At 68.0% G+C, this 14396-nt stretch carries 12 protein-coding genes and 2 pseudogenes; 11 read left to right on the plus strand and 3 right to left on the minus strand.

The window, feature by feature from the left end:
* A pseudogene (locus I0Q12_RS22000) lies at nucleotides 1–266 on the plus strand (MFS transporter); the annotation flags it as partial.
* 24 nt (nucleotides 267–290) lie between these two features.
* On the opposite strand, the gene I0Q12_RS22005 reads toward I0Q12_RS22000, so the two are convergent.
* Nucleotides 291–1844 carry a succinic semialdehyde dehydrogenase gene (locus I0Q12_RS22005; RefSeq protein WP_197254723.1) on the minus strand — a complete coding sequence of 518 codons (1554 nt, stop codon included), beginning with the start codon at nucleotides 1842–1844 and terminating at the stop codon, nucleotides 291–293.
* A gap of 395 nt (nucleotides 1845–2239) precedes the next feature.
* Between I0Q12_RS22005 and I0Q12_RS22010 the strand changes: the two genes are divergently transcribed.
* The 5 genes and pseudogenes from I0Q12_RS22010 (at nucleotide 2240) to I0Q12_RS22030 (ending at nucleotide 7200) form a co-directional block, all read left to right on the plus strand.
* Nucleotides 2240–3247 (plus strand): ABC transporter substrate-binding protein, encoded by a 1008-nt coding sequence (locus tag I0Q12_RS22010; protein ID WP_231611203.1) that lies wholly within the window; start codon nucleotides 2240–2242, stop codon nucleotides 3245–3247.
* 21 nt (nucleotides 3248–3268) lie between these two features.
* The gene (locus tag I0Q12_RS22015; protein ID WP_197254725.1) at nucleotides 3269–4618 is read left to right on the plus strand and encodes an LLM class flavin-dependent oxidoreductase; all 1350 of its coding nucleotides are present in this window, start codon (nucleotides 3269–3271) and stop codon (nucleotides 4616–4618) included.
* Between the two features lie 31 nt (nucleotides 4619–4649).
* Nucleotides 4650–5541: pseudogene (locus tag I0Q12_RS22020) on the plus strand (ABC transporter permease).
* Nucleotides 5517–6239, plus strand: a complete 723-nt coding sequence (locus tag I0Q12_RS22025; RefSeq protein WP_197254728.1) for an ABC transporter ATP-binding protein — start codon at nucleotides 5517–5519, stop codon at nucleotides 6237–6239. Before I0Q12_RS22020 ends, I0Q12_RS22025 begins: the two are co-directional and overlap by 25 nt.
* A gap of 85 nt (nucleotides 6240–6324) precedes the next feature.
* Nucleotides 6325–7200: a hypothetical protein gene (locus I0Q12_RS22030; protein ID WP_197254730.1), complete on the plus strand. Its 876-nt coding sequence runs from the start codon at nucleotides 6325–6327 to the stop codon at nucleotides 7198–7200.
* A gap of 34 nt (nucleotides 7201–7234) precedes the next feature.
* Here the strand turns inward: I0Q12_RS22030 and I0Q12_RS22035 are convergent, their stop codons facing one another.
* Entirely contained in the window at nucleotides 7235–7729 is a 495-nt protein-coding gene (locus I0Q12_RS22035) for a hypothetical protein (protein ID WP_197254731.1), read from the minus strand.
* A gap of 254 nt (nucleotides 7730–7983) precedes the next feature.
* Here I0Q12_RS22035 and I0Q12_RS22040 point away from each other — a divergent pair, with 254 nt between their 5' ends.
* From I0Q12_RS22040 to I0Q12_RS22060, 5 genes are all read left to right on the plus strand, one after another.
* A complete protein-coding gene (locus I0Q12_RS22040; RefSeq protein WP_197254733.1) occupies nucleotides 7984–8454 on the plus strand; it encodes a MaoC family dehydratase in 471 nt (156 codons plus the stop codon).
* Nucleotides 8455–8586: 132 nt separating this feature from the next.
* Nucleotides 8587–9900: an MFS transporter gene (locus tag I0Q12_RS22045; RefSeq protein ID WP_374068760.1), complete on the plus strand. Its 1314-nt coding sequence runs from the start codon at nucleotides 8587–8589 to the stop codon at nucleotides 9898–9900.
* A gap of 87 nt (nucleotides 9901–9987) precedes the next feature.
* Nucleotides 9988–11829: a long-chain fatty acid--CoA ligase gene (locus I0Q12_RS22050; protein WP_197254735.1), complete on the plus strand. Its 1842-nt coding sequence runs from the start codon at nucleotides 9988–9990 to the stop codon at nucleotides 11827–11829.
* Between the two features lie 18 nt (nucleotides 11830–11847).
* Nucleotides 11848–12222, plus strand: coding sequence for a DUF5313 family protein (locus I0Q12_RS22055; protein WP_197254737.1), 375 nt, complete (start codon nucleotides 11848–11850; stop codon nucleotides 12220–12222).
* Complete coding sequence (locus I0Q12_RS22060) at nucleotides 12210–13448, plus strand: Nramp family divalent metal transporter (protein WP_197254753.1); 1239 nt, start codon at nucleotides 12210–12212, stop codon at nucleotides 13446–13448. Before I0Q12_RS22055 ends, I0Q12_RS22060 begins: the two co-directional genes overlap by 13 nt.
* A gap of 18 nt (nucleotides 13449–13466) precedes the next feature.
* Here I0Q12_RS22060 and I0Q12_RS22065 read toward each other — a convergent pair whose 3' ends face one another.
* Nucleotides 13467–14219: a FadR/GntR family transcriptional regulator gene (locus I0Q12_RS22065; RefSeq protein ID WP_197254739.1), complete on the minus strand. Its 753-nt coding sequence runs from the start codon at nucleotides 14217–14219 to the stop codon at nucleotides 13467–13469.
* Between the last annotated feature and the right edge of the window lie 177 nt (nucleotides 14220–14396).

Consider the following 14396-nt stretch of genomic DNA (forward strand, 5'->3'; position numbering starts at 1 on the left):
GGGTGGCCACACTCATCGCCGAACGCGCCCCGGTCGGCGTCGTCGCGGATTCCCTGACGCCCCAGGCCGTCCGGCAACTTCCCGACGCGGCACGGCTACCGGTCGTCGAGGCCTACAACGAGGCGCTCACCCCGATCTTCCTGTGGATCAGCCCGCTCGCGCTCGTCGCGATGCTGCTGCTGTGCTTCGTCGTGGAGAAGCCGCTGGCCACCACGATCGAGCGCCGGAAGGAGCTTCCGGTGGAGGCCGCGACCACCGGTTCCTGAACGGTCGCAGCCCCCGACCTCCGGCTACCTACCCGGCAGCCACTGCAGCGACCGGATGAACGGCGGAATGATCTTGTTCCACAGCTTCGGCGGCAGTCCGCGCGGCCCGCCGAGGTTGAGGATCCGCGTGGTCGCGATCGTCTGCGATTCGGTGTACTTGAGCAACCCGTCCGCTCCGTGCCGTCGGCCGACACCCGAGATGCCCATGCCACCCATCGGCGCGGAGGTGCTCGCCCACGCCGGCGCGTAGCCCTCGTCGACGTTGACCGTGCCGGCGCGGACACGGGCCGCGATGGCCTCGCCCTGCGCCTTGGTCGCCGCCCACACCGAGGCGTTGAGGCCGTACTCGGTGTCGTTGGCGCGACGGATCGCCTCATCGACGTTCTCCACCGGGTACACCGACACGAGCGGACCGAACGTCTCCTCCCGGTAGCACTCGGCGTCCTCGGGGACGTCGGTGAGCACGGTCGGTTCGTAGAACAGCGGACCCAGATCGGGACGCGCCTTGCCACCGGCGACGACGGTCGCACCCTTGACCACCGCGTCGTCGACGTGCGACGACACCGCCTTGACTTGCGTTTCGTTGATCAGGCAGCCCATCTCGATCCCGAACTCGTAGCCGGGGCCGAGCGTCATCTTGCGGACGCGGTCGCCGAGCATGCGCGTGAACTCGGGGGCGATGGACTTCTCGACGTAGATGCGCTCGATGGAGATGCACAGCTGACCGGAGTTCGAGAAGCAGGCGCGCACAGCGGCGTCGGTGACCTCGCGGAGGTTCGCGCCGGCGGTGACGATCATGGGGTTCTTGCCGCCGAGTTCGGCGGAGAAGCCGATGAGACGGCGCCCTGCCTGCTCGGCGAGGATCCGGCCGGTCTGCGACGACCCGGTGAACATCAGATAGTCGGTGTTCTCGACGAGGGCGGTCCCGACGACGGAGCCGGGCCCGGGCACGACCGCGAACAGATCGCGCGGCAGTCCGGCCTCGTAGAGCAGTTCGACGCACGCGAGCGCGCAGTACGGGGTCTGGCTGTCCGGCTTGAGCACGATGGCGTTGCCGGCGAGCAGCGCGGGGATCGCGTCGGACACCGCGAGGGTCATCGGGTAGTTCCACGGCGCGATGACACCGACGACACCCTTCGGATGATGCCGCACGACGGTCTTGGTCAGTCCGGGCAGCATGCCGGTGGCGCGGTGCGGGCGCAGCAGCTTCTCGGCGGTGCGCGCGTAGTAGCGGGCGGTGATCGCGATGTCGACGACCTCCTCCTGCGCGGACGCGCGAGACTTGCCGGTCTCGGCCTGCGCCATGTCCATCAGTTCCTCGCGCCGGCGCAACACGAGGTCGCGGTAGCGGTGGAAGATGCGTGCGCGGTCGGCGACCGGCCGGGCCGCCCACGCCGCCTGCGCGATGCGGGCACGCTCGATCGCGGTCTTCGCATCGTCTGCGGTGCCGACCGGGATCGAAGCGATCTCCCTGCCACTGAAGGCCTCCACGACCGGACGCGTGGTCCGCTGCGCGACGTCGTCGATGGCAATGAGGTCCGCGAGCCGCGTGAAGGTCGCAGCGCTGGGAGCAGGCATATCGCACCCCTACCGGTGAGTAGTTTTCCGAGTAACACCAAACTTAGCGCGCGGGGGTGGCCGCTGTCACAATTCCGCCACCCGCAGCTCGACGCGAGCCGGGATCCGAGATCCGGGATCCGGGATCCGGGATCCGCCGAGCGATACGACAGCGGCCTGCTGCCGGCCGCGCGCGGCCGTCCGACGGGGAAGCGAGGCCGTTCACACCCCCGCCGTGGGGGAAGCACGCCTTTAGATCACGCTGACGATAATTCTGTTCCGGTAACGATCTCTTCCCCAGGATGGTCATCGGGCCCGGTCCTCCCGGTCGCCCGTCCCTGTTCATCGCTGGAAAGAGAAGGCTTCGTATGTCTCGCCTACGTCGTGCTGGATTCACAGCCGCTGTCGCCCTCGTCATGACGGCGGTTGCCGCCTGTGGATCCGGTTCCTCCGGCGATTCACCGGCCGCCGAGGGACCGCTGCCCACCGAGATCCCCGCGGGCACCAAGCTCGTGATCGCGGACCAGGGTGAGCGCCAACTGTCCCTCCTCACCGGCTCCGGACAGCTCGACACGCTGCCGTTCGAGTACGAGTTCGCGACCTTCCAGGGTGCGCCCTCGATCCTCGAGGCGTTCCGCGCCGACGCGGTCGACGTCGCGTGGGCCGGCGAGATCATGACCGTCCAGTCCCTGGTCGCCGGTGACGACGTGCAGGTCGTCACGGCCATGCAGACGAACAACGGCCTCAACATGGGCATCGCCCCGAATGCTTCGGACATCAAGTCCCTCGCGGATCTGAAGGGCAAGCGGATCGGCTACGCCGAGGGCACCTCGCAGCAGGCCTTCGTGCTCCGTGGCCTCGACAAGGCCGGCCTCTCGGTCGACGACGTCGAGCTCGTTCCGATGTCGCTGCCGGACTTCCCGGATGCACTGCGCTCCAACCAGATCGACGCCGCTCCGATGAGCGAGCCGGTCTTCTCCCGGTACATGCAGACCCCGGGTGCGACGTCGCTGCCGCGTCCCGAGATCGAGGACCTCAGCGAGGGCATCTCGTACCTCTACTCGAGCAAGAAGGCCCTGTCCGACCCGGCGACCGCCGCGGCGATCCGTGCCTACGTCACCGCGTACATCAAGTCCGTCGCATGGGCCAACGACAACCGCGACGCGTACATCGACACCTACTTCGTGAAGAGCCAGGGCCTGACGGTCGAGGACGGACAGCGCATCCTCGACACCGCCGGGATCACCACCTTCCCGCATCTCGACGAGGATCTCATCGCGATCCAGCAGCACACCATCGACGTGATCGATGCCGCCGGCGAACTGCCCAAGCCGGTCGAGGCCGCCGACGCCTTCGACCTGCGCTTCGACGAGGTCGTCACCGCCGCAGTCGCCGAGTCCGGCGCCGCCCACACCCGCAGCTGATCTTTCCGAGGGGAATTCGACATGACGAACCGCCAGCTCAACCTCAACGCCTTCATCTACCCGACCGGCCACCACGAGGCCTCGTGGCGCCACTCCGGCAGCTTGCCCGAGCGTCTCTACGACGTGACCTACTTCCAGGAGCTCGCCCGCCTCGCCGAGAGCGCGAAGCTCGACGCCGTGTTCTTCGCCGACGGCCCCGCCCTGCGCACCGAGGTGAAGTACCGCCCCGACTACGGTCTCGAGCCGATCACCACGCTCGTCGCGATGGCGACGGTCACCTCGCACCTCGGCCTGATCGCGACCGCGTCGACCACCTACTACGAGCCCTACAACCTGGCACGCCTGTTCTCGTCGCTCGACCACATCTCCAACGGTCGCGCCGCCTGGAACATCGTGACCACCGCGACCGATGCGGCGGCAGCGAACTTCGGCCTCACCGACCACCCCGATGTCCACCAGCGTTACGCCCGCGCACGGGAATTCGTCGACGCCGCGATCAAGCTGTGGGATTCGTGGGAGGACGACGCCCTCCTCATCGACAAGGAAGCGGGCGTATACGCCGACACCGACAAGATCCACCGCATCGACGTCGACGGCGAGTACGTCAAGGTGCGCGGCCCGTTCGGCTCCGCGCGTTCCCCGCAGGGTCGTCCGGTGCTCGTGCAGGCCGGATCCTCGAACGACGGACGCGATTTCGCGTCCACCTATGCCGAGGCGATCTTCACCGCCCATCAGCGCATCGAGGACGCGCAGGCCTTCTACAACGACATCAAGACTCGCGCAGCCGGTTTCGGCCGCAACCCCGATCACGTGAAGATCCTTCCGGGTCTGAGCCCGTTCATCGGCGCCACCGAGGCCGAGGCCAAGGATCTGCACCGCGAGTTCAACGAACTCACCATCGTCGAATACGGTGTCGGCCAGTTGCAGAAGATGGGTCGCATCGACATCTCGGGTCTCGGGCTCGACGAGAAGGTGCCGGTCGAATTGTTCGCCGGCTCCGGCGATATCACCGACAACAACAACAGCCGCCGGCTGGTCTTCGCGAAGATCGTCGAGCGGGAGCAGCCCACGCTGCGCCAGCTGCTGCACAAGCTCGCCGGGGCGCGCGGCCACAACGTGGTCGCCGGCACTCCGGTTCAGATCGCCGACACCATCGAGCAGTGGTTCCGGGGCGGCGCCGCGGACGGCTTCAACATCATGCCGCCGCAGTACCCGCAGGGCCTCGAGGCGTTCATCTCGACGGTCGTGCCGATCCTGCAGGAGCGGGGCCTGTTCCGCACCGAGTACTCGGGCACCACCCTGCGCGACCACTACGGTCTGCCCCGTCCGGCGAGCCAGTACGCGCGCGAACTCGCGTCGGCCGGCGTCTGACCGGACCCGACGAGTCGAAAGGACAAGGTCGATGAGCACCTCCGTCGTCGAACCCCGGCGTTTCGGTAGTGGTCTGGCCGGCGATGCCGACACCGACCAGAAGCCCGAACGCACCGGCGGGCCCGATCTGCAGCCGCGCAACACCCGCAGTCGTCTCGCTCCGGGCAAGCCCATCAAGTTCGGTCTCGCGATCGGACCGGTTCTGCTGCTGGTGATCTGGATCATCGCGTCGGCGACGGGGGTGCTCGACCCGAAGACCCTGTCCGAACCGTGGACGGTCGTCACCACCGCGGGCGATCTGATCGCCGACGGACGCCTGCAGTCCAATCTGTGGACGTCCGTCCAGCGCGCCCTGATCGGCGGCGTCATCGGCGTCGCCCTCGGTCTGACCCTGGCACTGATCGCAGGTCTGTCCCGCATCGGCGAGGCGCTGATCGACGGCCCGGTGCAGATCAAGCGGTCGATCCCGACCCTCGCCCTGATGCCGCTCGCGATCCTGTGGTTCGGCATCGGCGAGGAGATGAAGATCCTCCTCATCGCGCTGTCGGTGTTCGTCCCGGTCTACATCAACACCTACTCGGCGCTGCGTGGAATCGACTCCCGCTTCGTCGAACTGGCCGAAACACTGGATCTGTCGCGGGCCCAGTTCATCCGGCGGATCGCCCTGCCGGGGGGCACTGCCCGGCTTCTTCACCGGCCTGCGCCTGGCGGTGACCATCGCGTGGCTGGCACTGGTGGTCGTCGAGCAGGTCAACGCCTCGAGCGGCATCGGGTACCTGATGTACCAGGCCCGCAACTACGGCATGACCGACGTCATCATCGTCGGCCTCGTCGTCTACGCGATCCTCGGATTCGGCAGCGACCTGCTGGTCCGTTCGGCAGAAAGGAAGGCGCTGGCATGGCGCAAGACGATCGGAAGCTGACCGTCCGCACCTCGGGCCTGGCCCGCGGCTTCGACGGCCGCGCGGTCCTGCAGGGCATCGACCTCGAGATCCGCGCCGGCGAATTCGTCGCCCTGCTCGGGCGCTCCGGATCCGGCAAGAGCACGCTGCTGCGGGCGCTGGCGGAACTCGACCACGGCGTCCCCGGTTCCGGCACCATCGAGGTGCCGAAGAAGCGCGCGGTCGTGTTCCAGGATTCGCGGCTGCTGCCGTGGGCGCGGGTGCTCGACAACGTGATCCTCGGCCTCGACGGGTCCGACGCCGCCGAGCGCGGCCGCAAGGCCCTCGCCGAGGTGGGTCTCGCGGGCCGGGAGAAGGCGTGGCCGAACGAGCTGTCCGGCGGTGAGCAGCAACGAGTTTCGCTCGCCCGGTCGCTCGTGCGGGAACCCGAGCTGCTGCTGGCCGACGAGCCGTTCGGTGCGCTCGACGCGCTCACGAAGATCAAGATGCACGGGCTGCTCCAGGAGCTGTGCGCCAAGCATCAGCCGGCGGTGCTGCTGGTGACCCACGACGTCGACGAGGCCATCGCCCTCGCCGACCGGATCATCGTGCTCGACCACGGCCGACTCGCGGTGGAACTGACCGTCGATCTCCCGCATCCGCGCGCCTTGCGGGTCGTGGAGACCGCCGAGTACCGTCGCATCCTGCTCGAGGCGCTGGGGGTCGAGGTCGCGGCCTGAGGCCGTCCCCGGCCACCCGGCCCCAGCCGAATCGTGCCGAGAACCACGCTTCCGAATGTCGGTGGTGCCCGGCACAATCCAGTTCATGACCCGCTGCACGCGTTTTCACCGGGACGGCACCGCCTGCACCAACGTCACCGAGTACCTCGACGGCTGGTGCCGTCAGGACGACTGCGCCGGCTTCGTCCGCCCGAACACGTCGGCGGCTCCGGAAACCCACGGGTCCCCGCGCGGGACCGACACCCACATTCGCGCGGCGCCGGTGGCGATCACCGATGTGGCTCTCGACGAGATTCCCGGTGTCCATGTCACGACCCGTGCCGTGGACAGCTTCCGGTTCCATCACGGCGGGAGTGCGCGCAGCGCCGAGGTGCAGCTGCGCTCCATGCTCGAGGACTTTCTCTTCAAGTCCGCCTCCAGCACCTCCGCGAACGGTTTCGTGCGGTTGTCCCGTCAGGGTTACGACCTGGTGCTCTCCCCCGACCGGACGGCCATCACGGCCTACTCCACCGTCCACCGGGAGCGCACCTGGGAACAGGTCAAGAGCAATGTTCCCTCACGCTTCCGGCGCCACATTCCGCGGCGGCCGTCGACCGCCCCGCGCCGGGAGCCGGGAGAACCGGTGCCGCCGGAGCGGTTCGCGGACGTCTTCGATGCCTCCGAGGTGTATCTGACCGCGCGCGTTCAGCGGTCCTTCGCCAAGATCGAGGGCCTACTGGAGGCCCCCGACGAGGAACTTCACGCAGCTGTACGCTCCTGCGCTGCGCAGCTTCCGGCCGGCATCCTCAGCCGACGTGCGGACGGACTGTTCGAGGTCGAGCACGCGGGCCGGATCTGGCTCGTCACACCGGACTGCCGAACGTTGATCGGCGTGAAGCCGGTGCGGACGCAGGATTCGACCGAGCGGTCGGTTGTCGAGATTCCGAGGTCGGCCACCGCTCCACGCGCAGAACGTCTTTGATCACGAGCCCGTGTGAACGACGTCGAGGTGTTCCCTATTCGGGAACCGTGTACGGCCCGTTCAGTGCGGGAAGGTCGAGCAGCCGATCGAGCCAGCTGACGGCCTCGATCAACGCATGGGCCTGCTCCCCGGGCTCACTTCCGTGTTCGACGGGCGCGAGAGTGCCGTGGGCCCGCGGGAGGTCTCCGTCGAGGACCTCGGCGATCGCCTTCCACACATGTCGTTCGGGGGCGGGCAGGTCGTCGATCGCCAGCTGGATTCCGTCCGGAGTCCGCAAGGTGACCGCGAAGCCGGTGACCCCGTCCACCTCGCTGTCGACGATCGGCCCGATCTTGTCGGTGATCACGTCGGCGATCGTGGTGACCACCCACTCGAGCACATCGTCGTACGAGGCGTCACCCGGTGCCGCCCCGTACACGAGCGCGGTCACGTACTGGGACAGACCTACGATGTCGCCGTCACCGGCGAAGGCAAGCAATCGGCCCCCGAGGATCGCCTCGGGGCCCGCGCGTCGTCGATTCGGTTCCATACCGGAGAATGCCCCGCACCGAGCAATTCACACCTGCCTTCTTCCATAACTTTTCGGCGGCGGACGGTCGCATCGGTGGCGTCTGTCCAGCACCGCCGTCCGCCCCTCCCCACCGTGCCCCATCTGTGACCCTTCGACCGCTCGAAAGTTGTGTGGGCGAAGCAAGTCTTCGCACAGAATGCTTTCCGAGTCATCGGACTCGGAGGCCTTCCGAGTCCTCGGACTCGACGAGCAGGACGAGCAGGAGGAAACACATGGCAAACGGCACGCACGTCGCCACCCTCGCCGACCTCGAGCCCCTCGTCGGCAAATCCCTCGGCACCAGCGACTGGATGGCAGTCGAACAGGACCGGATCAACACCTTCGCCGACGCCACCGACGACCACCAGTGGATCCACATCGATCTCGAGCGCGCTAAGGCCGAGAGCCCCTTCGGCGGCCCGATCGCGCACGGCTTCCTCACCCTCTCGCTTCTCATCCCCATGTGGGAGCAGATCCTGAAGGTGGACAGCGCCACCATGGCCGTGAACTACGGCCTGAACAAGGTGCGCTTCACCAACCCGGTGCCGGCGGGAGGCAAGGTCCGCCTCGGCGCAACCCTGAAGGATTTCGAGAAACTCCCCAAGGGCGGCGTGCAGCTCACCGTCGACGGACGGATCGAACTGGAAGGCAGCGAGCGTCCCGCTGTCGTCGTCGAGGTGATCCTCCGCTACTTCGAGGAGTGATCGAGCAGGCGTGAGCAAGCGGCGGAATCACGCCGCCCGTCGCAACTCGGGTCGGCCAGTGGCAGAATTCGCACGATGTCTGGCATTTCTGCCACTGGCACCGAGCGGTCGTTACCGGAGACAATGATCGCCGTGACGATCGAGACCGCCGCTCCTCCCCCGACCACCCACCGGATCCATTTCGCCTGGGCAGTCGCGACCGTTGCGTTCCTGGCACTGGTCGGCGCCGCCGCGTTCCGTGCGGCGCCGTCCGTGCTCATCGAACCGCTGCACGCGGATTTCGGCTGGTCCCGGGCGAGCATCTCGGCGGCCGTATCGATCAATCTGGTCCTCTACGGCCTCACCGCGCCGTTCGCCGCGGCCCTGATGGAACGCTTCGGGATGCGCGCGGTCGTCACCGCCGCCCTCGGGCTCGTCGCCGCCGGCAGCGGACTGACGGTCTTCATGACCGCCACCTGGCAGCTGATCCTGCTGTGGGGCGTGCTGGTCGGGCTCGGCACCGGGTCGATGGCGCTGGCATTCGTCGCGACCGTCACCGATCGCTGGTTCGTCGCCCGTCGCGGCCTGGTCACCGGCATCCTCACCGCCGCGAGCGCGGCCGGCCAGCTCGTGTTCCTGCCACTGCTGGCGGTGCTCGCCGAGAAGTACAACTGGCAGGCGGTCGCGCTGACGGTGGCGTTCGCGGCGCTCGCCGTCGTGCCGCTCGTCATGTTGTTCCTGCGCGAGCGGCCCGAGGACGTGGGCACCGTCCCCTACGGCGCCGGACCCGATTACGTGCGCGCCGAGCCGAGCACCGGCAACGCCGGGCTGCGCGCCCTGCGGGTCCTGGCGACCGCCGCGCGCACCCGCGTCTTCTGGCTTCTCGCAGGCACATTCGCCATCTGCGGCGCCAGCACCAACGGCCTCGTCGGCACGCACTTCGTGCCCGCGGCCCACGACCACGGCATGCCCCTGACGGCCGCGGCGAGCCTGCTCGCGGTGATCGGGATCTTCGACGTCGTCGGGACCATCGCCTCCGGCTGGTTCACCGACCGGTTCGACGCGCGCCGCCTGCTCGGCATCTACTACCTGCTGCGCGGCATCTCGCTGCTCGTGCTGCCGTTGCTGTTCGCGAACACCGTGCACCCGCCGATGATCGCGTTCGTCGTCTTCTACGGCCTCGACTGGGTCGCGACCGTCCCGCCCACGGTCGCGCTGTGCCGCCGGCACTTCGGTCCGGACGCCCCGATCGTGTTCGGCTGGGTGCTCGCGTCGCACCAGGTCGGTGCGGGACTGGTCGCGTTCCTGGCGGGTCTGGTCCGCGACCGTCTCGGCGGGTACGACGCCGCGTTCTACGTCGCCGGCGCCCTGTGCGCGATCGCCGCGCTCATGGCGCTCGCCATCGGCCGGGAACCGGCCACAGCCGCCTCACCACCATCCGCCGCCCCACAAGACACCCGCGCGTAACCCGCCGCGCGCGCGTGTCTCCCACTGTGCGCATCGAGGTTGTCGGAAGCGGAGACGGAGCCGACCAGGCTTCCTAGACTTGGGCGCATGACCGTCCTTCGCAAATCCGACGAGCCCGTCGACTTCTCGAAGATCGAACAGCGGTCGCCGTCGCTCGCGCGAATGCTCATCGACCGCGTCACCAGCAACCCGGACGACGAGGCGTTCCGCTTCCCGGACGGCAAAGGCGGTTGGGCGAGTGTCACGTGGGAGCAGACCGTCGACCGGGTGCGTCTCATCGCCGGCGGCCTGATCGCCCTGGGGATCGAACCGGAGGATCGTGTCGCACTCGCGTCGTCGACCCGGTACGAATGGATCCTCGCCGACTTCGGCACGATGTGCGCCGGCGGCGCCACCACCACCGTGTATCCGACGACGAACGCCGCCGACGTCGCGTTCATCGTCTCGAACTCCGGCAGCCGCGTGGTCATCGCGGAGGATCAGGAACAGGTCGGCAAGCTCGCCGCCCACCGCAGCGAACTGCCCGACGTGCGCAAGGTCGTGGTCATCGACGGCACCGGCGACGGCGACTGGGTGATCGGCCTGTCCGAACTCGAGGACCTCGGCCGCAAGCTGCTCGCGGAACAGCACAGCGTCGTGCTCGATCGCATCCACGGCATCAAGCCCGAGCATCTGGCGACGCTGATCTACACGTCCGGGACCACCGGCAAGCCGAAGGGTGTGCGGCTGCCGCATTCGGCGTGGACGTACACCGCGGCCGCGGTCGATTCGCTGGGCATCCTGCACCCCGACGACCTGCAGTATCTATGGCTGCCCCTGTCCCATGTGTTCGGCAAGGTGTTGCTGAGCGTGCCGATCCAGATCGGTTTCCCGACGGTCGTGGACGGTCGCGTCGACAAGATCGTCGAAAATCTCGCGGTGGTTCGCCCGACGTTCATGGGTGCCGCTCCCCGCATCTTCGAGAAGGCGCACGCCCGTATCGAAGGAATGATGGAGGAGGAAGGCGGCGTCAAGAAGAAGATCTTCGACTGGGCGATCGGGGTCGGGTTGCGCACGTCGAAGGCCCGCCAGGAGGGACGATCCCCCTCCGCACTGGACACGGTGCAGTACAAGATCGCCGACAAGCTCGTCTTCTCGACCATCCGGGAACGCTTCGGCGGCCGGCTCCGCTTCTTCGTTTCCGGTTCCGCCCCGCTCGACGCCGAGGTCGCGCAGTGGTTCGACGCGGTCGGCATCAAGGTGCTCGAAGGGTACGGCCTGTCGGAGACGTCCGCCGCGTCGTTCCTCAACCGCCCGAGCGCGTACCGGTTCGGCACCGTCGGCTGGCCGTTCCCCGGCACCGACGTCGAGATCGCCGAGGACGGGGAAATCCTGATCAAGGGCCCCGGCGTGATGAGCGGCTACCACGACCGTCCCGATGCCGATGCCGAGTCGTTCGACGCCGACGGCTGGTTCCACACCGGCGACATCGGTTCGATCGACGACGAGGGCTTCCTGCGCATCACCGACCGCAAGAAGGACATGTTCAAGACGTCGCAGGGCAAGTACGTCGCACCGTCCGCGGTCGCGGCGACGTTCAAGGGCATCTGCCCGTACGCCGCCGAGATCGTCGTGCACGGCGAGGGCAAGCCGTACTGCGTGGCGCTGGTCGCGCTCGACGCCGAGGCGATCGGCGAGTGGGCCAAGAAGAACGGACTGGAGGGGCTGTCGTTCGCGGAGATCGCGCGGCACGAGAAGACCGAGTCGCTGATCGCCGCATACATCGACGAGCTCAACGCCCAGCTCAACCGGTGGGAGCAGATCAAGAAGTTCACGATCCTGGACCGTGAACTCAGCATCGAGGCCGGTGATCTGACCCCGAGCATGAAGCTCCGGCGCAAGGTGGTGGTCGACCGATTCGCCGACAGCATCTCCGGCCTCTACGGATAGGCCACTATCCTGGTCCACATGAGTAGTGCACGACCGAATCCAATCCAGCTCATCGGCTACGTGTTCGGTCGCCGGCTGCCGACAGAAATGCAGGACTGGGTCCGCAACGACGTTCTCGGTCCCGGCAGCACGCGACGCTACCTGGTGCGCTGGATCACCCCGATCATCCCGTTCCTTCTGCTGTTCCTGCTGATTCCGGGCCCGGTGTGGATTCCGATCGCGATGATGCTGCTGTTGCTGCTTCCGTGGATCTACTTCTCGGTCGCGCTGCGGCCGATCTGGCAGCGGCACCGGCTGCAGCAGCACGGCCTGGATCCGGCCCTGCTCGGCGCGAAGGAGCGGGAGCGGGCGGACCGCGAGCGCGCGGAGTACGAACGCCGATTCGGTCGGTGACCTCTATCGACACTCGGACGCACCAGTCGCGTCTCTTCCTCCTGCTCGGCCCCGCCTTCGTGGCGGCCGTCGCGTACGTCGATCCCGGTAACGTCGCCGCCAATCTGACCGCCGGTGCCCGCTACGGATATCTGCTGCTGTGGGTGCTGGTGGTCGCCAACATCATGGCGATCCTCGTGCAGTACCTGTCCGCGAAGATCGGTGTGGTGACGGGGCGTTCCCTGCCGGAGCTACTGGGTATGCGCCTGCGCACCCCGTCGCGCCGCGCTTTCTGGCTCCAGGCCGAGGTGATGGCGATCGCCACCGACGTCGCGGAGGTGATCGGCGGTGCCCTCGCCCTGCACCTGCTGTTCGGGTTGCCCCTGTTCGTCGGTGGGCTGATCACCGGTGCCGTGTCCGTCGCGATCCTGTCGGTGCAGGACCGTCGCGGACAGCGTTCCTTCGAGTTCGTGGTGGTCGCGCTGCTGGCGATCATCACCGTCGGGTTCCTGACCGGCCTGGCGTTCACGGATGTGTCGTTCACCGACGCCGCGGCCGGGCTGGTGCCCCGCTTCGAGGGAACCGACACGGTCCTGCTGGCGGCGTCGATGCTCGGCGCGACGGTGATGCCCCACGCGATCTACCTGCATTCGGCGCTCGCCCGCGCCCGGCACGGCCGGGTCGAACCCGGCCCCCGCCTGGACCGGGTGATGCGGGCGACCCGCTGGGACGTCGCCGGTGGCCTGGTCGTGGCGGGCAGCGTGAACATCGGCATGTTGCTGCTCGCCGCGTCGGCGCTGCGCGGACGGGAGGGCACCGACAGCATCGAGGGTGCGCACGCCGCGATCACCGATTCCCTCGGCCCGACGATCGGCGTGGTCTTCGCGGTCGGCCTGCTCGCGTCCGGCCTCGCGTCGACGGCGGTGGGATCCGCGGCCGGCGCCGAGATCATGGCGGGTCTGCTGCACATCCGGCTCCGGCCGATCGTGCGACGCGTGATCGTGATGGTGCCCGCGCTGATCCTGCTCGCGGCGGGTGTCGATCCGACGTTCGCCCTGGTGCTCAGTCAGGTCGTGCTGAGCATGTGCATTCCGTTCGCGCTGGTGCCGCTCGTGCGGATCAGTTCCGATCCGGTGTTGATGGGCGCGCAGCGCAATCTTCCGGCGACGAGTGCGGCGGCCTGGCTGACGGTGGGTCTGATCGTCGCGTTGAATGCGACGCTGCTGTGGCTGACCTTCACCGCCTGACCGCTGCCGCGTCGCCCGCTAGGACAGCACCTCGACGAGCGTCGTCGCCGAATCCCCGGTCATGACCCGTTCGACACTGTCGAGATGCTTGCGCCAAAAGGCTTCGGCGGCACCGGGTTCCCCGTTGCGCAACAATTCGACGAGCTTGCGGTTCGCGCGCAGCGCGACCGACGCGCCGGGGCGGTCGGAGACGTCGCTGCGCGTCGAGATGTAGAGGGCGTTGTGGGCGTCCATGATGTCGAGCAGCATGCCCGCGAGTACCGCCATCGTCTGGTTGCCGCCGAGTTCCATCACCATGCGGTGCACCTCGGTGTCGTACCGCGCGAACCCGATCGGGTCACCGGTCAGTTCCGCGCCGCGTTCGACCAGTTCGGCGAGGGTGTCGACGCGATCTTCCGGGTTCGCGGCGATCAGACCGACCGCCGCGACCTCGAGTTCGGTGCGGGCCCGGTAGACATCGGCGAGGGGCACGCCCCGGTACTGCAGCAGCAGACCGGTCGAGCGGGCCGCGGTGGAGCGGTCCGGCGCCTGCACGCGGGCGCCGCCGTGGGCGCCGCGCAGTACGGTGATGATGCCTTCGGATTCGAGGATGCGGAACGCCTCGCGCAGCGTCGGCCGGGACACCCCGAACCGTTCCATCAGGGCCGCTTCGTTCGGCAGCGGCTCGCCGGGCTCGAGCTCACCGGTGATGATCTGCCTGCGCAGGCTCGCCGCGATCAGTTCGCCGGCCTTCGGCACGCGAACAACCGTCGAGCGTCCGTCGAGTGGCATTTCACCGTCCTGTAGTCCCGTCGCACAGCCCAAGCGCTGTCCGGTAAGAATACAAGAATCTACCGCTTTGACCGGTTATGAGTACGATCATCTGACCGTATGAGCTGGGACTTATCCTCTGCTACATGAGCGAAGCAACCAAGCCCGAGTTCACCGCCACCGCCGACCTGGCCGACG

Origin of the sequence: Rhodococcus sp. CX (genome assembly GCF_015865005.1) — a bacterium.
In the GTDB taxonomy this organism is placed as follows: Bacteria; Actinomycetota; Actinomycetes; order Mycobacteriales; family Mycobacteriaceae; genus Rhodococcus.

Coding starts and splice junctions, on each gene's coding strand:
- I0Q12_RS22005 (WP_197254723.1), bottom strand. CDS start 1,844: ATGCCTGCTCCCAGCGCTGCGACCTTCACGCGGCTCGCGGACCTCATT.
- I0Q12_RS22010 (WP_231611203.1), top strand. CDS start 2,240: ATGACGGCGGTTGCCGCCTGTGGATCCGGTTCCTCCGGCGATTCACCG.
- I0Q12_RS22015 (WP_197254725.1), top strand. CDS start 3,269: ATGACGAACCGCCAGCTCAACCTCAACGCCTTCATCTACCCGACCGGC.
- I0Q12_RS22025 (WP_197254728.1), top strand. CDS start 5,517: ATGGCGCAAGACGATCGGAAGCTGACCGTCCGCACCTCGGGCCTGGCC.
- I0Q12_RS22030 (WP_197254730.1), top strand. CDS start 6,325: ATGACCCGCTGCACGCGTTTTCACCGGGACGGCACCGCCTGCACCAAC.
- I0Q12_RS22035 (WP_197254731.1), bottom strand. CDS start 7,729: ATGGAACCGAATCGACGACGCGCGGGCCCCGAGGCGATCCTCGGGGGC.
- I0Q12_RS22040 (WP_197254733.1), top strand. CDS start 7,984: ATGGCAAACGGCACGCACGTCGCCACCCTCGCCGACCTCGAGCCCCTC.
- I0Q12_RS22050 (WP_197254735.1), top strand. CDS start 9,988: ATGACCGTCCTTCGCAAATCCGACGAGCCCGTCGACTTCTCGAAGATC.
- I0Q12_RS22055 (WP_197254737.1), top strand. CDS start 11,848: ATGAGTAGTGCACGACCGAATCCAATCCAGCTCATCGGCTACGTGTTC.
- I0Q12_RS22065 (WP_197254739.1), bottom strand. CDS start 14,219: ATGCCACTCGACGGACGCTCGACGGTTGTTCGCGTGCCGAAGGCCGGC.